This is a genomic window from Streptomyces fructofermentans, assembly GCF_014651055.1.
GTDB classification, from domain to species: domain Bacteria; phylum Actinomycetota; class Actinomycetes; order Streptomycetales; family Streptomycetaceae; genus Streptomyces; species Streptomyces fructofermentans.
Genome location: NZ_BMWD01000019.1, coordinates 92,060 through 110,396 on the forward strand (window position 1 = coordinate 92,060; position 18,337 = coordinate 110,396).

The 18,337-nt window shown below is 72.7% G+C and carries 18 protein-coding genes and 1 pseudogene; 12 read left to right on the top strand and 7 right to left on the bottom strand.

The annotated features are described in order from the left end of the window. Positions 1–31: 31 nt before the first annotated feature. A complete protein-coding gene (locus IE265_RS24605) occupies positions 32–2,626 on the bottom strand; it encodes a DUF6185 family protein (RefSeq protein ID WP_190037848.1) in 2,595 nt (864 codons plus the stop codon). Between the two features lie 352 nt (positions 2,627–2,978). Here IE265_RS24605 and IE265_RS24610 point away from each other — a divergent pair, with 352 nt between their 5' ends. The 3 genes from IE265_RS24610 to IE265_RS24620 all read left to right on the top strand — a co-directional run bounded on the left by IE265_RS24610 (position 2,979) and on the right by IE265_RS24620 (position 5,822). Continuing rightward, positions 2,979–4,160, top strand: coding sequence for a hypothetical protein (locus IE265_RS24610; protein WP_190037849.1), 1,182 nt, complete (start codon positions 2,979–2,981; stop codon positions 4,158–4,160). A gap of 125 nt (positions 4,161–4,285) precedes the next feature. Then, a complete protein-coding gene (locus IE265_RS24615) occupies positions 4,286–4,744 on the top strand; it encodes a hypothetical protein (protein WP_190037850.1) in 459 nt (152 codons plus the stop codon). Between the two features lie 13 nt (positions 4,745–4,757). Then, positions 4,758–5,822: a hypothetical protein gene (locus IE265_RS24620; RefSeq protein WP_190037851.1), complete on the top strand. Its 1,065-nt coding sequence runs from the start codon at positions 4,758–4,760 to the stop codon at positions 5,820–5,822. Here IE265_RS24620 and IE265_RS24625 read toward each other — a convergent pair. Then, positions 5,814–6,569, bottom strand: coding sequence for a hypothetical protein (locus IE265_RS24625; protein ID WP_190037852.1), 756 nt, complete (start codon positions 6,567–6,569; stop codon positions 5,814–5,816). The genes IE265_RS24620 and IE265_RS24625 overlap by 9 nt on opposite strands. A 314-nt stretch (positions 6,570–6,883) precedes the next feature. Between IE265_RS24625 and IE265_RS24630 the strand changes: the two genes are divergently transcribed. Further along, on the top strand, positions 6,884–7,507 hold the full coding sequence (locus IE265_RS24630) for a maltokinase N-terminal cap-like domain-containing protein (RefSeq protein WP_190037853.1): 624 nt from the start codon (positions 6,884–6,886) through the stop codon (positions 7,505–7,507). An 81-nt stretch (positions 7,508–7,588) separates the two neighbouring features. Beyond that, the gene (locus IE265_RS24635) at positions 7,589–8,098 is read left to right on the top strand and encodes a hypothetical protein (RefSeq protein ID WP_190037854.1); all 510 of its coding nucleotides are present in this window, start codon (positions 7,589–7,591) and stop codon (positions 8,096–8,098) included. Between the two features lie 83 nt (positions 8,099–8,181). On the opposite strand, the gene IE265_RS39130 is transcribed toward IE265_RS24635, so the two are convergent. Together IE265_RS39130 and IE265_RS39135 are read right to left on the bottom strand one after the other, a co-directional pair. Continuing rightward, on the bottom strand, positions 8,182–8,322 hold the full coding sequence (locus IE265_RS39130; protein WP_308434810.1) for a hypothetical protein: 141 nt from the start codon (positions 8,320–8,322) through the stop codon (positions 8,182–8,184). Between the two features lie 581 nt (positions 8,323–8,903). Beyond that, positions 8,904–9,221, bottom strand: a pseudogene (locus IE265_RS39135) (NAD(P)H-binding protein); the annotation flags it as partial. A gap of 70 nt (positions 9,222–9,291) precedes the next feature. Between IE265_RS39135 and IE265_RS24645 the strand changes: the two are divergent. Continuing rightward, entirely contained in the window at positions 9,292–10,239 is a 948-nt protein-coding gene (locus IE265_RS24645; protein ID WP_229916465.1) for a helix-turn-helix domain-containing protein, read from the top strand. Between the two features lie 51 nt (positions 10,240–10,290). Here the strand turns inward: IE265_RS24645 and IE265_RS24650 are convergent, their stop codons facing one another. Next, a complete protein-coding gene (locus tag IE265_RS24650; protein ID WP_190037856.1) occupies positions 10,291–10,848 on the bottom strand; it encodes a septum formation initiator in 558 nt (185 codons plus the stop codon). Between the two features lie 103 nt (positions 10,849–10,951). Here IE265_RS24650 and IE265_RS24655 point away from each other — a divergent pair, with 103 nt between their 5' ends. From IE265_RS24655 to IE265_RS24680, 6 genes are all read left to right on the top strand, one after another. Beyond that, complete coding sequence (locus tag IE265_RS24655; protein WP_190037857.1) at positions 10,952–11,644, top strand: response regulator transcription factor; 693 nt, start codon at positions 10,952–10,954, stop codon at positions 11,642–11,644. Then, positions 11,641–12,936, top strand: coding sequence for a sensor histidine kinase (locus tag IE265_RS24660; protein ID WP_190037858.1), 1,296 nt, complete (start codon positions 11,641–11,643; stop codon positions 12,934–12,936). Before IE265_RS24655 ends, IE265_RS24660 begins: the two co-directional genes overlap by 4 nt. 119 nt (positions 12,937–13,055) lie before the next feature. Further along, positions 13,056–14,174 carry an RNA polymerase subunit sigma-70 gene (locus IE265_RS24665; protein WP_229916467.1) on the top strand — a complete coding sequence of 373 codons (1,119 nt, stop codon included), beginning with the start codon at positions 13,056–13,058 and terminating at the stop codon, positions 14,172–14,174. A 5-nt stretch (positions 14,175–14,179) separates the two neighbouring features. After that, positions 14,180–14,968, top strand: a complete 789-nt coding sequence (locus IE265_RS38540) for a DUF6069 family protein (RefSeq protein ID WP_229916468.1) — start codon at positions 14,180–14,182, stop codon at positions 14,966–14,968. Positions 14,969–15,052: 84 nt separating this feature from the next. Further along, complete coding sequence (locus tag IE265_RS24675; protein ID WP_190037859.1) at positions 15,053–15,691, top strand: PepSY domain-containing protein; 639 nt, start codon at positions 15,053–15,055, stop codon at positions 15,689–15,691. Positions 15,692–16,096: 405 nt separating this feature from the next. Next, entirely contained in the window at positions 16,097–16,564 is a 468-nt protein-coding gene (locus tag IE265_RS24680) for a hypothetical protein (protein ID WP_190037860.1), read from the top strand. Positions 16,565–16,906: 342 nt separating this feature from the next. Here IE265_RS24680 and IE265_RS24685 read toward each other — a convergent pair whose 3' ends face one another. Then, entirely contained in the window at positions 16,907–17,320 is a 414-nt protein-coding gene (locus IE265_RS24685) for a hypothetical protein (RefSeq protein WP_190037861.1), read from the bottom strand. Between the two features lie 228 nt (positions 17,321–17,548). Beyond that, on the bottom strand, positions 17,549–18,271 hold the full coding sequence (locus IE265_RS24690; RefSeq protein ID WP_190037862.1) for a hypothetical protein: 723 nt from the start codon (positions 18,269–18,271) through the stop codon (positions 17,549–17,551). Positions 18,272–18,337 lie beyond the last annotated feature (66 nt).

Here is an 18,337-nt window from a genome sequence, read left to right on the forward strand (position 1 = left end):
GCGCGGGAACGGCCGCGCGGCGTCCGGCGGTTCACCGGTTCCCGTTGGTGGGCGGCGGCGAAGCGGCCTCGTCGATGAACTGCCAGATTGTGACAAGGGCAGCTGCCTGCGCCAGCAGCCAGGCGACCTGAATGGACAGATAGCGCATCTGGTAGACCGAGTGCAGCAGGGCGAGGCGGCTGCGCCAGAAGTGCCGTTCGCCGCGGAAGGTCTCCAGATCCATCATGATTCCGGTCAGGGTGAGGACCAGGAGCATCGCCGCGGCGGAGAAGGCCAGCGCGGTCTGCTCCTCGCCCAGCCCCCAGTTGCCCAGCGCGAAGAGGCCGATCGGCAGTGCGTACGCGGCAGCCGGAGCCAGCGCCTTCGCCGGACCGCGGCGTCCGGGAAGCTCGTGCCACAGGGCGCCGAGCACGAACCCGGCGGCCCCGTACCCGACCTGCCACAGGACGAGTTGGACGAACACGTCCGGCAGACCGAGCCCGTAGTGCAGGGTGCCGGTCAGGGATTCGCCGCGCAGCATCGTCTCCCACACCAGACCGACGCTGAAGGGCAAGGACACCGGCTGTGTCAGCCTCGCCGCCCTGACCCCGTTGTCCCACCAGGTGGGAGCGGGCCCGAGAACGAGGGCCGCGTCCACGACGGACACCTGGTGCGGAAGGCTGTCGCCGCGGCCCGTGGACGAGCGCCAGCGGTGCAGGCGTCGCAGTCGCGTCTCCAGCACCCGCCGCTGCGCACCGCCCTCGTCGGGCTGACCCTGGTCCAAAGCCCGCAACTGGGCGTGGAGTTCACGGAAGCGGCGCGCGCGGTCACGCAGTCGAGGCGCGTGCCGGGCGGCGAGCACGGTACCGAGAGGCTCCCCGGACCTCGCCAGGCGCTGCGCAGCGACGGCTCGGGAGGCGAAGAGCCGCAGGACGACGACGAGGGCCAGGAAGTACAGGGCCGACCACACCCACACGAGGGCGGAACTGGACGTGAAGTCCCCGATGTTCATGGCCGCCATGACCGGGAAGAGCAACAGCAGCATCAGCCGGTCCGCGCCCCTGGGGCCGCGGCGGGCCACCGGTTCCTGCCGCGTCAGCGTCCCCCGGGCGCGCAGGACGGCCAGCAGGGCCAGACCGCTGGGAATCCACAGCATCGTTGCCCACCATGCGTGCGCGTTGTGGGTGAACCACAACAGGCTGCTGCGCAGTTCGGCCTGGTGCCAGGCCCCGTAGAACGGGTCGGCGTGCGGGGACAGCCAGGAGCCGCGGCGCCACTCGCGCTCGGCCGTCACCGCATAGCAGACCGCGACGACCGTGAGGGCGAGCACGGTACCGCCCAGCAACCGCCGCGTACGCCAGCCGGCCGAGGTGCCGTGTATCAGACCTCCGTGGACGACGACGCGCCTGACCGCCGCCACACCGCCCAGGAGGAACAGCAGGAACGAGCCGATGGTGACGGTCCACACCGCCCCCACCGTCCGCCATGTCGCCGTCGTCGACGGCTGGATGAACAGTGCCGTGTCGGGCCCGGCCAGGGCCAGCCACAGGGCGGCAGTGGCGGTGGCTCCGAACAGGAGGGCGGCGGTGACGCGGAGGGTCCGAGGGGGCCTGGCGAAGAGCAGCAGCACGATGCCGGCGGCCGTGGAGGTCAGCCAGGCGCGCGGGGCGTACGCCGCCTGCTGCCGCCACTCGTCGGACTCCTGGAACGCGCCGATCCACCCCAGGCGCAGGTGGTGGCCCTGGACGAGGAGCGCGACGGCGAGGAGGGTCCAGCTCCAGTCCCTGAGGTTCGCGACCGCCCTCCGCTCCTGCGGCGTCGGCACCGGGTGTCCGGGCAGTACGACGAGAACGCACCACAGCGCTCCGACCAGGGCCAGAAGCAACAGCAGACCGCCCGCTTCGTCGAACACCGCGAACGGCGGATTGTCGTCCTGCGCGGAGAAGGAACGGGGCCACGCCGGTACGACACCGACCACGACATCCGGCACCGGACCCCCGGCGGCAGGGTTCCACACCAGTGTGTTCGCCCCGCGTCCGCCGTCCGGCGCGGGCTCGGCCGAGGCGGCTCCGGGCCGGCCCGGATCGACGGTGATCCTCTTCCACCGGGCCCGTTCCAAGGTGCCGGGCGGCTCCAGGCGGATCGTCCAGCGCGCCCTGCCGACATCGACGCTCCATGCGCCGATGTGGAGCTTCTCGCGTTGTTCCACCCAGCCATGGGCGGTCATGACGACCTTGAGCCGCGGCGCGGAGTCCCGGCCGTGACCGGACTTCTCCGGAAGGACGGTGACGGTCGGCTCCGAGGAACGCCACTCCCTCCAGCGGGTGTGGAACCCTTCGAGCGGGCCGCGGACCAAGCACCGCATCGCCCCCCGGTACCGGTCCGAGTCGGGGCTCAGCAGCAATTCGTGGGCGTGGGGCCACGACGGGGGCACTTCCACTGTCAGCGTGCTGAACACCTTGGTGAACGTGCGGTTGTCGTGGTCGAGCCGAAGTCCCGCCGTGACGACGGCCTTCCTCAGCCCGTCCGCGGCGCACAGCCCGCCGCCCGCCGAGGTGTCGCCGGCCCCGGCCGGCTTTCCGGGGGGCGGGGAGGAGGCCGCCGCGGGTGGAACCGGCACGGCCAGGCACCAGAGCAGGAGCAGCACCGATGCGCGAAGGACCGTACGACGTGTGCACGGCGGGCGCGACAGGCGCCGGGTTCCGAGTGGACGACGGGGACCTGGTGGACGAGGTGACGTGACGATCAGTCATACCTCCGCGCGACGGGGCCGCTGGACCGACAACTCCTCCGACGAGGAGGGTCGACGCCACATCATCGCGTCCGGGGGCGCCTCCCGTCCGCGAATCCCGCAAGCCGGACCGACGGCGGCCGGCGACCTGCCGTCAGGATCGTTTCTGCGGTGAACCGCGCCGCCCAACTGGCTGAACTCCCTTTCAGCCGCGCCCTGTTTCCACCGAACTCCACTGTGGTCCGGGACGCGAGCGACGGAGGTACGCATGGGCGACACGGCAGGCGGGACACCGGAACGGGAAGCGCTGCTCGTCAGGGCACGGAAGTGGGTCACCAGGCAGCTGCCCTTCTACGCCGCGCGCGGCGAGGTGGGGCCGTGGGAGCAGAAGGAGGGGCTGCGCGCGCGGATCTCCGAGCTGGAGGCGATCCTGCAGGCCGCGACCGAACGCGCCCTGTCCGACGAGACGCGCCGCGACGTTGCGCGGAACTACTCGGACAAGGCTTCCGCGGAGCTCGACCGGGCCAAGGACGTGCTGGGGCACAATGACCATCCCCGTCGGCGGCGGGTCGCCCACCTGGGCGTGGCCCAGTCCCACGTCGACGCCGCGCTCAACCTCATGGTGTGGATGGCCTCGCGCGACGACGTCAAGGCGCTGCTCCCCCAGATGCTGGCACTCATCGAGGAGCACTTCGACCCGGGTGACCCCCGGCGCGTGCGGGCCACGGAGCTGGCTCGCAGACTCGAACACGACGAGGAGGTCGACCACGACGGGGCCGGGACCTCCGCGGCCGTACTGACCCTCAGCGAGCGCGTGTTCCTCGCAGAGACGGTCAGCCTGGCCAGGCGGCTCCTCCGCAAGGAGACCCTGCGGGTCCGCAGCTTCGTGTGGATCGTGGCCTCCGTGACGGTCGGTCTGACGGTCGCGGCCGTCGGAGTCGCGGTCATGTCCTGCATCTGGGAGACCGCGATCCCGCTGTGCTTCACCCCGGAGGCCAACGGGAAGTACAAGGTCGTGTGCCCGTCCTCGTTCAGCGTGGCCTACGACAGACCGCCCACGGCGAAGCAGATCGAAAGGACCACTCGGGCGCAGGACTACCTCATCGTCGAGATCGTCGGCCTGCTGTCCGCCTCCATCGCCGCGGCGGCGACCCTCAAGCGGATCAGGGGCACCGCGCTCCCGTACAACGTGCCGGTGGTCCTCACGCTCCTCAAGCTGCCCATGGGAGCACTGACCGCCGGACTCGGCCTGCTCCTGATGCGCGGCGGATTCGTCCCGGGCCTCAGCGCGCTCGACTCCACGGCCCAGATCATCGGCTGGGCCATCATCTTCGGGTACTCGCAACAGCTGTTCACCAAGTTCGTGGACAGCCAGGGGCAGGCGGTCCTGGACTCCGTGCACGGCCCGAACAACCTGCCCGCGCCGGCGGGCCCGGATGCCAGGCACTGACCCCGGGGCTCCCGCGTACGCGCCGTCCCGCAGGGGTCGTTCGTACCCGCCGCCTCGCGCGGTCCTCCGCGGTGGAGGCCGGGCGACCGACGGGGCATACTCGGATCCTCATCACGGGGGGCGCGATGCTGTGGAGGGGCAGGAGACGCAGACGGCCGCTGCTCGGTCTGCGACTGGTGGCGCTGACGCGGGTGCTCGTCACCGACCGGGGTCCGTATCGGGCGTCCTTGGGCGAAGTGGTGCCCGGAGACGGCCTGCCCGAGCAGTGGGTCTATGTGTGCCCCGTGCCGGACTGCCGCCTCGACGTCACCCGCACCGGGGAGAGGAAGTCCCCCGACCGGGCGGCCACACGGTGCGGGCATCCCCGGGAGGCCCGGGCGGTGTTCCTCTTCCGCAGCGGTTCCGTGGAGATCGCCGCCGAGTCCCGCGTCAGCGGCACGGGCCTGTACCTCTATGTCTGTCCCGGCAGGACCTGCGGAGGTCCGGCCCTCAAGTCCCCCACGGCCGAGAGCCGTCCACGGTGCGCGAGCCGCGAGCACGGCAGAAGCACACACCGGACCATGGCCCTCGCGTTGTCGGCTTAGGAGGTGAGCCCTGATGCTGGGTGACCTGGTCAAGGCAGGCACGAAGACGTTCGGTGGCAGTTTCGGCCTGCTGAACGTTCTGCCGGGGGTCGTGGTCGTCACGGTGATCACAGTCATGGTCCGCGCCGGCCTGTACGACCCGCAGGCACCCGCCGACTTCCGGGCGGTCGCCCCCGGCGGGGACGACGCGTCGACGGCCGTCCTGCTGGCCTTCGGCGCCCTGCTCGGAGGGGTGCTGCTGCGCCCGTTCGAGGTCCGTCTCGTACAGCTCCTGGAGGGCTACTGGACGGCCGCGGCACCCGTGGGAGGCGTCCGCGCGCTCTCGGCGGAACGCCACCGCCGTCGCCGGAACAACGCCTGGCTGGAGCGCTCTTCCGTCGAGCGTCGCCCCACGCCGCCCGACGCGGGCCCGCTGAGTCTGCGCGAGGAGGCGGACAGGCAGCGGGCCCAGGCGCGCGTCGAACGGATCAGGGAGCAGGCGGGGTTCAGGGTCCGGGACTATCCCGAACGCGACGTCGACATCATGCCGACCCTGCTCGGCAACATCCTGCGCAACGCGGAGTACCTCGCCGGGCACCGGTACGGGCTGGACGTACGGGTCGCCTATCCTCGCATGTTCCCCACGGTCTCGGCGCCGATGCAGCTCGCGGTCAGACGCCAGCTCGACCTCATCACCGCGAGCGCCTCGCTGACCGTGTGCTTCGGCCTCATCACGCTGGCCTCGCTCCCGCTGGTCCTGCGCCTGGACGTGTGGTCGCTGACCGCACCGGCGGCCGCGCTCATGGCGGCCGTCGCCCACCGCGGCGCCGCAGCTGCCTCGCGGGAGCACAAGCACCTCCTCATGGCCGTGTTCGACGTGCACCGCTTCGATCTCGCGGCGGCGTTCCGCTACAAGCCTCCGCTCACGGCCGCCGACGAGTTGGCGCTGCACCGGCAGCTCAACAGCTTCATGCTCGACTCCGAGCCGGAGTCCGCGCCACGCCCCACGCGGGCGCTCGGGAGCCCGGGCGGTGACCTGGCGGACCAGGAGTTCGAGCATCCCCAGGAGTGCCGCTGCTGCTCACCCCGCTTACAGTGAGACGGCGGGGCGCACGGAGACCGCGCCGCCCACCCCCAGGATGTTGAGGCGCACGTCGCGTGCGGTGCCGTCCTTCTTGTCCTCGCCGATGCGTTCGTCGGACTCCAGCACCCTCACGCCCTCGTCCTCCAGGGCGACCCCGTACGCCTGGCCCAGCTCACCGGGCAGCACCACGCAGTCCTCGCCGACGAGCAGCTCGATCCTGCCGAACAGTACGGACACGTCGATGTCGACCTGCCAGTTCGCGGGCACGTCCCGGTCGCCCAGGTGATTCACCAGGACGCGGGACATGTCGATCCTCGCGTAGCCGAAGACGGACCGGACCACGACCTTCTGCAGGGTCGTCGACTCCGGCACGCGCTCGCGGATCGGTACGAGGAGGCTCTGGTAACGCCGAATAGGCATCATGACGAGCCCCGGCGCGCGAGGGGGCCGGCTCAGCGCGAATCCCGTACCCGCGAGGACGACCAGCAGTGGGACGACGTGGCCGCCGATCCGGCCCGGCAGGTAACCCGTGGCGGCGGCGAGCCAGGCGACACCGCCCAGGATGAACAGGAACGGACCTGCCAGGTAGCCCGGGGGGACCACGGCCCGCAGCAGGGCGAAGCAGCCGAGTGCGATGGCCGCGTAGGGCACGGTGCCCGCCAGCGCGCGGAAGCCCGACTCCAGTGCGGAGGCCCCGCCGAACATCCACGCGGTGCCCACGGCCACCGCGACCAGCCCGACGGCAACGCGCGCACGGCTCACCCGGACTCCCATCCCACGACGGACAACCGCCGGGCCACAGTAGCCCCGCCTCCGGCGACGGCCGTGTGGGGGGCGGTCGTGGGACCCTGGGCCGGCTGTCCGGGCACGGGCCCGAGGCCTTCGTCGGGCAACCGCTGTCGTCCGCCCGGGGGTTGGGGTCCGATGCCTCGGCCCTCTCCTCCGGGTCGAGGGCGACGCGAAGGGCGGCGCGGCGGGTTCACCGGGTTGTGGCCCGGGAGGGACGGCGGGGCTCCGATAGGTTCGATCACATCCCGTCGGAGAACGGGCCCGGACCCACGTGTGAGGAAGCTCGGATGGCCTCTGTCCACCGCACCACCATGACTCCCACCAAGCTGGAGCTCCTGTCCGACTGGCTGCCGAAGCGGAGTTGGTACGCGGGCGACACGTACGCCTCGGACCTGGTCGTGGCCGGCGGGTTCCGCCTGGACGATCCCGAGGGCCAGGTCGGGATCGAGTTCATGGTCGTCGTGGACGCCGGCCCGCGCGAGCCGGTGGCCCATCTGGTGCCGATGAGCTACCGGGGCGCGGAGTTGGAGGGCGTTCCGGGCGTGGCGCTGATCGGTACCTCGCAGCACGGCGTGCTGGGCACCCGGTGGATCTACGACGGCATGTACGACCCGGTGGTGACAGCCCAGTTGGGCGCCCTCATGCGTGGCGGCGCGACGCCGCAGCACCGGAGCGTCAGTGACACGACCGATCCGACCGTGGTCGTGCACGGAGGCGTTCCCGGTGGCGGGTTCGACGTCCGCGTCAACCGTGTCCTGCGGCCGGCGGACAGCACCCGGACACCGTCGGGAAGCCTTGTCGCCGGCTGGACCTGGCCGGACGGTACGGCCGCACGGGGAGTGTTCGCGACCGTCGCGCCGCGGGAGGAAGCCGTGGGGAATCCCTCGTACGGCAGCGGCCCGCATGCGTGAGCGTCCCGGTGCCCGGTCGTCGACGGGTCGTCGAAGAGTGCCAGTCGCCCGGCCGCGGGACCGCGAGAGTCGAGGCACCGTGTGGACGCGGTAGCAGCCGTCGGACTGATCCGTATCGCCGCAGCGGAAGTGGTCCTGGAGCCGTGGCAGCGGCCCTCGGACGCGTGGCTGGTCGAGTTGGGGCTGGACGCCCTCATGGCCGATGTCGAGGCTCCCTCGCTTCCCCTGCTGGCCGGGCTCGCGCGGGGTGAGTACACCCGGGCCCGTGAGCTGTTCGGCCACGTGGTGGACGAGTTGGGTCTGCTGCCGCAGGGGCCGGAGGAGCTCGCCGAGGCACGGTGGACGGCGGCCCGCTGGTGGGCCGCCGAGATCGTGGCGCACCAAATCGATCCCGTACGCGGAGCGGTGCTCATCCGTGATCAGGCGGCCGAACTCGGGTATCCCGACGTGCTGCGGGCCCTGGTGGACCTGGCGTGGGCGGTGGACCCGGCGGACGATCGGCGCTCGGTCCGGGAGGGCGTCCCAGAAGGAGTCCTCGCGGCGGCACGGGAGTTCCTGGCCGCGGAGGAGCGCCGGAACCACAGGCCCTGAGCCACCCCGGCCGCCCACCGTTGCGTGGGAGCGGGCGGGCCCGGGCCTCACCGGCGTTCGACCGGGTCGCCCGTCGCCGGACGTCACGAGGGGACGCGCGGCACTCCCGTCCCGAAGGACAGATGCCCCGGGTCGAGTGCCCGCAGGAAGTCGGTGGCGTCGAAGAGTTCGGCGGCGGCCGATACGCCTCCCCCGCGCCGCACGCGGCCGTCGAGGATCCGCACGGCCGCCTCGACGACGAGGGGCGCGGTGATCGCGTAGATGTCGCGCCCCGACGCGCTCGCCCGGCGGCGCGCGCCTCCGCGTCGGGCGACCGCCTCGACGTGGAACGTCTGCGCGGAGCGGCCGTCGGCGTCGACCGGCGCCGGCGGCGGTGTCGTGGGGTCCCCGAGCTCGTCCAGGGGCGTCCGGTTGATGAGGACGCGGATCTCCGGTACCCGCAGGTGGCGGGAGATGGTGACCTGGTCGGCCGTGCAGAGTTCGATGACGTCCTGGGTTCCGAGTGGGCCGGGAAGGTCCAGGTGCGCGTCCGGGGCGGGCCCGTGGGTGCCGTGAGGCGGTTCCCGGTGAAGGCCAGGTGGCGGCCGGCGTTGCGGGTGACGGTCCTGCGGGTTCCGTGCGTGGGGTGCCAGCTGTCCAGGTGTATCGCGACGGTGATGTCGTCCGCGTCCGGCCAGTCGGCCATGGCGGCGTCGGCCAGCAGGTCGCCGAGTCCTCCGTAGAAGGCCATGGAAGGGACGACGGGCACACCCGCGTCGCGTGCCGGGCCGGCGTACCGCTGGAACGTTTCGAGGGTGACGGCCTGTTCGGCGGCCACGTCCAGGTAGGGGATGCGGGCACGCAGGGCCGCCTCGACGACGCCGGGCACGGTGTCGGCGAAGGGTCCGGCGCAGTTGACGACCGCTGCCGCCCCGGTGAACGCGCGGTCCAGGGAGGGTCCGTCGTCCACGGAGGCGACGGCGGTCCGCGCCGCGGGGTGGTCCCGGGCGGCGGCGCGCAGCTTGGCCGGGTCACGTCCGACGAGTACGGGTGTCAGGCCGCGTGCGCGCAGTTCGCGGAGGACGAAGGCGGCGGTGTGTCCGTGGGCGCCGTAGACGGCGACGGGCCGCCGGTGCGTGTTCATGCGCTCATGGTCGCGGCCGTCGGTGGCTGCCACGAGTGGCTGGAACGACGGGATGCGTACACTTTCGGACGTGACGGTGGTGGTGCTCGCGCTCTACGACGGGGCCATGTTGTTCGAGGCCGCGGCTGCCTGTGAGGTCTTCGGCGTGGATCGCCGACTGACCGACTCCTGGTACGACTTCCGGGTGTGCGGACCGTCCGGCGCCCGGCTCGGCGACTGGCTCAGGCTCGACGTCCCGTACGGCCTCGACGTCCTCGCGGAGGCCGACACCGTCGTCGTGCCCGCCTGCGCCGACGTGACGGTCGATCCCCCGGCGGACCTGGTCGACGCCGTGCGCGCGGCCCACGAGCGCGGGGCCAGGCTGGTGTCGCTGTGCACCGGCGCGTTCGTTCTGGCCGCCGCCGGTGTGCTGGACGGCCGCCGGGCCACCACGCACTGGGAGCACACCGCGGCGCTGGCGGCCCGGTATCCCCGGGTGGAGGTGGACCCGGACGTGCTGTACATCGACGGGACGGATGTGCTGACGTCGGCGGGCAAGGCCGCGGGCATGGACCTGTGCCTGCACATCGTGTCGGCGGACCACGGCGCGGCCGTCGCCAACGCGCTGGCCCGCCGCCTGGTGGTCCCGGCCCAACGTGCGGGCGGGCAGGCGCAGTTCGTCGTTCTTCCGGCGGCGGCCGAGACCGGTCACGCGCTGGCGGGCCTGCTGCACTGGGCGGGTGAGCGGCTGCACGAGCCGCTGACGGTGGCCGACTTGGCGGACCGGGCGAACATGAGCACCCGCAATCTGACCCGGCGCTTCCGGTCCACGACGGGTGTCACGCCGCTGCGCTGGCTGCACACCCAGCGCGTCCACCGTGCCCGGGAGTTGCTGGAGACCACCGACGAGAGTGTCGAGCGCATCGCGGCCCGCACCGGCATGGGTACGGCGGCCACGCTGCGCCGGCACTTCCACCGGGCATTGGGCGTGCCTCCGGACACCTACCGGCGTACCTTCCGCACGCCGCCCCGGACTTGACGGGACTGGGTGTCGTCCAGGTGCGGGGGGCCACTCGCCCCGCGTCCGGGATCAGTCGTCCTGCTTCCACGTCCCGACGGGGGTGCCGTTCACGCAGCGTACGCGGAGTTCGACTTTGCCCGCGGAGCCCTCGAACTTCACGTCGACGTGCTCGTCGTCGGGTCCCGGGTCGGCGCTGTCGACTCCGTAGCCCTGGGCGGGCGTCCACAGCAGGAGCCGTACGGCGGTGCCGTCGCACTGGGCGCCGGCGGTGCCGCCCGGGGTGGAGAACGTCTTCCTGGCCGCCGCGGCGGGCGTGGAGGTGGGGGCGGGGCTGGGGGTGGACGAGGGTGTCCGCGTGGCCTGTGCGCTGCCCGAACCCGTGCCCGGTGTCGGGCTCGCGCTGCCCTCGGGTGCCGTGCTGCCGGTTCCGCCCCGGCCCGGGTCGGGCGAGGGCGAGGCGTTCGCCTCGTCGAGTTGCTGCCGGACCTGCTCGGGGGTGAGTGCCCGTCCGCCGGTGGAGCTGGTGATGCCGTCGCCGATGACCTCGACGGCGGCCAGGCCGGTGAGTGTGGCGGCCACGGCGGCGGCGGTCCAGCCGGCCAGGGCGAGGAGTGTGCGGGAGGGCATGCGTAGGACTATGCACGAGCCGTCGTTAAGGAGGGCACCGGGGAAGCCTAAGGGACGGTTAACGGGGGCGGACCTGGCGTGCGGCTCGGATAGCGTGCCTGCTGTGGTGCATCTGCTGATCGTCGAGGACGACCCAACGATACGTACGCCGCTGATCCGTGCCCTGCGCGAGCGCGGGCACGCGGTCGCGGCGGCGCACACCGCCATGGCGGGTCTGCAGACCGCGCTGGACGAGCGTCCGGACCTGGTGGTCCTCGACCTCGGCCTGCCGGACCTGGACGGCATCGAACTGCTGCGCATGCTGCGGGCGGTCAGTCCGGTGCCGGTGATCATCGCGACGGCGAGGGACGACGAGAGGGAGATCGTACGGGGGCTGGACGCGGGCGCCGACGACTATGTCGTGAAGCCGTTCACCGCCGCGCAGTTGGAGGCGCGCGTCCGGGCCGTGCTGCGGCGCGGCACGGGCGCCCGGGAGGCGGCGGCCGCCACCGTCGTCGGTGACCTGCGGATCGACCCCGGTTCGCGCGAGGCGACCCTCGCCGGAGTCGCCCTCGACCTCACCCCGCGCGAGTTCGACCTGCTCCACCATCTCGCGGGAAGGGCCGGGCAGGTCGTCACCAAGCGCGAACTGCTCACCGAGGTGTGGCGGGTGCCGTACGGAAGCGCCGACAAGACCGTGGACGTGCATCTGTCCTGGCTGCGACGCAAGCTCGGCGAGAGCGCGCAGGAACCCCGATACCTGCATACCGTCCGGGGGGTCGGGGTCCGGCTGAGCGCGCCCGTGGACCGTCCGTGAGACGCCGTCTGACCCTGCTGGTCGCGGCCACCATGTGCCTGGCGCTCCTCGCCTTCGTGGTGCCGCTCGCCCTGTTGCTGCGTACGGTCGCCCAGGACCGTGCCGTCGCCACGGCGGGCGCCGACGCGCAGAGCCTCGTCCCGCTGGTGGGGACCGCCGATCCCGACACGCTGCGGACCAGTGTCGAGCACGTGGCCGCCGGCGCCCGGGCCCCGCTCACCGTCTTCCTGCCCGACGGGACCGTCCTCGGCACACCCGCGCCGCGCACCGACGCCGTGCGGCTCGCGGCGCGGGCGGGGGTGAGCCGGACCGTCGAGCGGTCCGACGGGCGCGAGATCGTGGTGGCCGTACTGGGCCGCCCGGACGGCACAGCCGTCGTCCGGGCGTTCGTGCCGGCCACCGAGCTGACCCACGGGGTCACGCGGTCCTGGCTGGTGCTCGCCGGCCTGGGGATCGCGCTCCTGCTGCTCGGGCTGCTCGTCGCCGACCGGCTCAGCCGGGCCCTGGTGGTGCCGATCTCGGAGCTGTCCGCCGTCTCGCACCGGCTCGCCCGGGCCGATCTGACGGCCCGGGCCCGTCCGGACGGGCCGCCGGAACTGCGTGAGGTCGCCGGGGCGCTCAACCACCTCGCCGGGCGTATCCAGGAGCTGCTGCGCGAGGAGCGCGAACAGGTGGCGGACCTGTCCCACCGGCTCCGGGCGCCGCTGACCTCGCTGCGGTTGGAGACCGAGTCCCTGCCCGCGGGCGACGCGGCCCGGATCGCCGCCCGGGTGGACGCCATGGAGCGGGCGGTCACGGGCCTCATCAGCGAGGCCCGCCACCGGCGGGAGACGGACGTGTACGTGTCCTGCGAGGCGACCTCGGCGGTGCGCGAGCGGGTGGCCTTCTGGACCGTTCTGGCCGAGGACACCGGCCGGGCCGTCACCCTGGACGTGACGGCGGACGGCCCTCTGCCCGTCGGTGTCGCCGCCGACGAGCTGGCGGCCGCGGTGGACGCGCTGCTGGGCAATGTGTTCGCGCACACCCCCGACGGCACCGCGTTCTCCGTCGGCCTGGCCCCGGCGGCCGGCGGCGGAGCCGTGCTCACGGTGGCGGACGAGGGGCCCGGTCTCTCGTCCGACCTGGTCGGTCGCGGGGCCAGCCTCGGCGGCTCCACGGGCCTCGGGCTCGACATCGCCCGCCGGGCCGCCCAGTCGAGCGGCGGTCGCCTGGCTCTGGGAACCGGGCCTTCCGGCGGCGCGCGGGTGACGCTGGAACTGGGACCGCCCCAGGCCCCGCCGGTCCCGGACTGACCTGCCTGCACCCACCGGTCTGACCCCTGCCCGCCTTCCCGGCCCACCCCGGTGATGAGTTTCCGCGCCCGCACGCGTCACACATACGACGGGGACACGACGAGGCGGAGGATGGCGTGATGAGTGCGGACACGCGGCTGGAGGAGCTGGGCGTGAGCGGTCTTGGCGCGAGCGGTGCGGGCATGGACGGCGCGGGCACGAGCGGTCCGGACGAGGACGGCCCGGGCGAGAACGGTCCGGGCGAGAACGGTCCGGGAACCAGTGGTCCGGGCGGGAACGCGCTGGGCGAGGTCGACCAGCAGGCCTTCTCCGGGCTGGCGGAACGGCACCGGCGGGAGCTGCACGTCCACTGCTACCGGATGCTCGGATCGTTCGAGGACGCCGAGGACGCCGTGCAGGAGACGTTCCTCCGTGCCTGGCGGCGGCGGGAGACCTTCGAGGGGCGGTCGACGTTCCGGGCGTGGCTGTACCGGATCGCCACCAACGCCTGTCTGGACCTGCTCGCCAAGGCCCGCCCGGAGCCCGCGACCGGCGGCGAGGTGCTGTGGTTGCAGCCCTACCCGGACCGGCTGCTCGACGAGCTGCCGGCGGGCGACGCGGACGAGCCGGCGGCCGTCGCCGTCGCCCGGGAGACGATCGAGCTGGCGTACCTGGTCGCGGTCCAGCACCTCGCGCCGCGTCCACGGGCCGTGCTGATCCTGCGGGACGTGCTCGGCCGGTCGGCGAAGGACGTCGCGGAGATCCTCGGGGACTCCGTCAACTCCGTGAACAGCGCGCTGCAGCGGGCCCGCGCCGGCATGCGGGAGCACCTGCCCGCCGAACGCCAGGACTGGACGGGCGGCGAGCAGGACGCAGGGACGCGCGAGCTGGTGCGCCGCTACACCGACGCCAGCGTGGCCACGGACATCGACCGGCTCGCCGCGCTGCTGCGGGACGACGTCCGCTGCTCGATGCCGCCCACGCCGGGTCTGTACGTCGGCCGCGACGCGGTGGTCAAGGACTGGGTCGAGAGCGGCTTCGAGGGCATGAAGGGCCTGCGCACCGTCCTCACCTCCGTGAACCGGCAGCCCGCCGTCGCCTTCTACCTCTGGCAGCAGCGGGAGGGCGCGTACCTGCCGCTGACGATCGACGTACTGCGCGTCAGCGGCGGGGCGATCAGCGAGATCACCACCTTCCACGACGACCGGTTCCCGGGTCTCGGGCTGCCGGAGCGCCTGCCGGCCGTCGGCACGGAGTAGTCCCGGTGCGGACGCTCACGCTGCGCGGCGGGGCACGTGTCGCGGTGGTCGCGGCGGAATGGCACGACGCGTTCGGCGTCGTGGTCCGCGGGCGGGTGCAGTTGGAACTGCGCGACGGCGCGCCCGGGCCGGTCCTCGGGCGCGACGCCGGGTTCTGGCTGCGCGGCACCGGCGTACGCGCCCTGCGCAACCCGGGCCTTCGCACGGCGAAGGTACGCGTCGTCGCCGCGGGGTCAGGACCGTCGCACGGCGGCCGGAGCCCGGTACACCTGTTCCGAAGGATGGAGGAAGTCATGGACAGCAGCGATGACGGCGGGATCGTGGCCGGCGCGGCATCGGGACGGACCGTCCGGTCCCAGCGGCTCCGCGGGCTCGTCGCCACCGGCTCCGTCGCCGCGCTCGCGGCGACGGTGGCCACCACCCTCGGCGCGGCGCTCGCCCGGGCCGCCGGCGTCGACTTCGAGGTCCCCGACGGCGGTGAGGCGATCCCGTTGCCGGGGTTCGCGGTCGTGACCTGCTTCTTCTCGTTCGTGGGCATCGCCATCGCCGCCGCTCTCCTGCGCTGGAGCGCCCGCCCCGCCGAGCGGTTCGTGCGGGTGGCGGCTTCCCTGACGGCGGTCTCGATGGTCCCGCCCCTCCTCGCCGGGGCGAACACCGCGACCACCGTCGCCCTCCTCGCGCTGCATGTCGTCCCCGCGACGGTCATGGTCCCCTCGCTGGCGCGGAGCCTCCGCACCCGGGCCGGGCGGCCCCGTCGCCTGCCCGGCGGTTCGCGCTTCGCCGGGACCTCTTAGCCGGCTCTTAGCAATGCCGCAGCGCGGCCCTATCCCGGGGCGCGGGAGCCTCCTTCCACACAAGGCATCCACAGGAGGTTCGCCATGAAGCGCACATCCGTCGTCCTGCTCGCCTCGGGAGCACTGGTCGCCGCGATCACCGGTACGGCCCTCGCGGGCGGCATCGACGACGCGTCGCCCGCCCGGACCACGTCCTCGGCCACGTCCTCGGCCACGGCCTCGTCCGCGCCGACGCCCGGCGCGGCGACCGCGTCCCCGGAGGACTCACCGTCCGAGGACCGGTCGGGCACCCCGACGCACGATCCGAGCGGTGACGACACGGCCGGTCCGGCCACGACCGCACCGGTGGGCGCGTCGGTGAGCAGCCGACGCGCGGGCGGGATCGCGCTCGCCCACGTCGGCGGCGGGACGATCAGCAGGATCGAGGCCGAAGTCGAGCACGGGCGCACGGCGTGGAGCGTGAGGATCCGCAAGAACGGCGTCCGGTACGACGTGTACGTGGACCGCGGCACGGGCGAGGTCGTACGGTCGCGTGCCAAGTCGGACGACGGCGGCCGCGGTGACGACGGGGGCAGCGGTCGTGACGACCGCTCCGACGACTCCGGCCACTCCGGCTCCTCCGGGAGGGACGACCGCGGCGGGCATGACGACGGCTCGGACGACGGCGGCCGCCACGGCGGTGACGACGGCGAGGACGGCCGCCATGGCGGGCACCACGGCTGAGGCCGGCTGCTCCCGGTCGGGACCGCCCGAGCGGCGGGGGCCACCACGGCATGCGTGGTGGCCCCCGCCGCTCGGCGTCGCGTGCTCCGAGGCGACGGACCCGACCCGCGGTTCGTGACGGTCCTGGTGCCCTGTCGGGGCAATGCTCGCCCCGTTCGGCCGTGAAGCGGTGACGCCTGGTAACGTCGCGCTCTTCGGTTGGGGTGACCCGCTGGAGTTCTGACGGGGTGCCACATGACTTCTCCGGATGCCGATGTCCTCGCCGCGGTGGCCAGGGTCGCGAAAGTCTTCGGCGGGATGACGGCCCGAGTGGACGATTCCGGCTGCGGCCGGTGCTTCGATGCGGGCGAGCTCGGGCTACTGCGGACTCCCGATGCACCAGTCCCGGCGGATCTTGCCCGCCGCGTGGCTCAGAAGCACCCTTCGCACTGGGACGACCAGCCTGCAATCATCAGACGGGTTCTGCCGGAGCTCGTCGTGATCCTGGCCGAGGGGGAGCGCGAGTCCGACCTCACGGCTCGGGGACTGGCTGCGGCAGGCTGGCCGCAGTGGCCCCGCCGGCAGGCCCAGGCCGTCGCCGGCTTTCTGGACGCGTGGTGGACCAGGACTCTGCGGACGAAAGCTCCGCCGCCTTCGGCACCTCAAATATTCGAGAGCTGCGTGACTGCGGCGTCCTCGGTCACGCCATGGCTGGCCCGCTGGGAGACGGAGAAGGGCCCCATCGCCCGTCAGCACCTGGACGAGAGCGTCCATCGGTGGCGGGAGGAGCTGGATTCGGGCGACTCGCCCTTCTCCTGGTGGTGGGGCGAGGAGGCAGAGGGGCGGGCCGCCTGGCTTGAGGTGAGGCTCTGGCTGGCTGGTCAGGGCCGATAGCCGAGTCGGGCAGGAGTTGCGGCCCGGCACGCGGACATGACCACCCGATCCCGCACCGGGCAACATCGCCCGGTCATTGTGTGGCGCGCCCCTCGGGCCCGGTTCCGGGCGGCGCGTGGCCGTCAGGCTGTGCGGGTGGCGGAACGCGTACCTGTCCGTGAGTTCGACGGCGACGAATGCGGACGACTTCCGCGGACCAGGCGGAGGGGAACCCGGTGACCCGACCACGTCGCCCACATGGGGCAGGGCAGCATGATCCGCAGCTGCGTCATCCGGCGAAGCCACGCGTACGACCAGCACCCCCGCGCCGTCGTCGGCGGGCGAACGCTGCCTGATGCGGCGCTAGAAGGGCGGCCAGTGCGAACCGGGCGGAGGCGGGGCCCACTCACGGTTCCCGTCCCGCATCTCCACCGGCCACCTCCCGTCGATCTCGGCCGCGGCCGACCTGCAGCCGGGGCAGGCGCTGTCCCATTCCGGCACCCAGGGGTACGGGGACGCGGACAGGCCCTCGTCCCGCAGGCCGCACAACGTCGTGCCGAAGTGCCCGTAGGCGTGGAGGACACCGGTGGGCAGGCCCGTCGAGTCCGCGCGTTCCCAGCGCAGGTTCACCGGGGCGTACTGCGGCCGTGAGACCTCGTGCGGGAGGTGGCCCAGCACGGTCCACGCGTGGCACCAGGCGCAGATCCAGAGCGTCTTCACGTCCGGCTCGGCCGTCGGCACCAGCCGCATCCCATGTCCGCACACGTCACAGATCACCGCGCGATCCTGTCATGCGACTCCGCCGGATCCCCTGGGGCCCTGGGGCCCGGTCCAGCGCCCGGGGCCTCCCCGGGCCGGCTCACCGGTCCATGACCTTGGCCAGGCGAAGGCACACGGCGACTGCGACGGTCCGGCGCTCAGCTTCGACGTCGAGTCGGATCGCGTGGTTCTCCTCGCTAACCAGCAGGAAGAGCAAGCGGGCCGGCCCCGCGTCAGGTCTCAGGGTCAGTGGAACTCGACCCCGCCGACGTCCACCGTGATGGGGATGGCCGACAGATCGGGGGTGCCGTCCTCGTTGCGACCGTGGACGTGCCTCTCGGTGGGCACCACGATCCCGTGGAAGGAGTCCTGCTGACGAACGTAATGGGCCACCGGGGGCCGGCCGTTGACCTCAGGGGCGTAGTCCATCCTTCGCAGCAGGCCGGCGTCGTCGAAGTAGTACGACTCGGTCGTGTTGTGCGTGTCGACGGACTCGGGAAACGTGACGCTCAGACCGCGCCACACCGTGTCGCCCTCCGTCCACGGTTCGACTTCGTGCGCCTCGACGCCCGGCCAGGCGAAGAGGTACGGCTCAAGGAGGTAGTGCCACACGGCATAGCTGCTGAAGTACGCCTCCTGTGCCAAGCTCCATTGCGTGTCGGGCGCGTACCCGTCGAAGGTCGCCCGGGGACCATCCAGCTCGTCCACGACCGTACCGTCCGCCTCGGAGACACTGACTCGGTCGTCGAGCTTGCTGAAGACGACGGTGCGGCCTGTTGCCTCCTGCACCTGGCGGAAGTGCTGCTTCTGGAGATCCGCCTCCACCGCGTACGAGCCGGCGAAGTCCGGGTTCCCCTTGAACTCCCAGAACGGGCCGCCGTAGGTGACCCTCGCCGTGAGTGTCGAATGGTTCTTCCACTGGTCGAGCCCTCCGTGGGCCGCGATCACGTGATCGAGCAACGCATCCATCGTTTTCACCTGGCTCAAGCTTCGGCCTCGGAAATCGCGGACGGTTACGGCCCGCCACGTACCCAC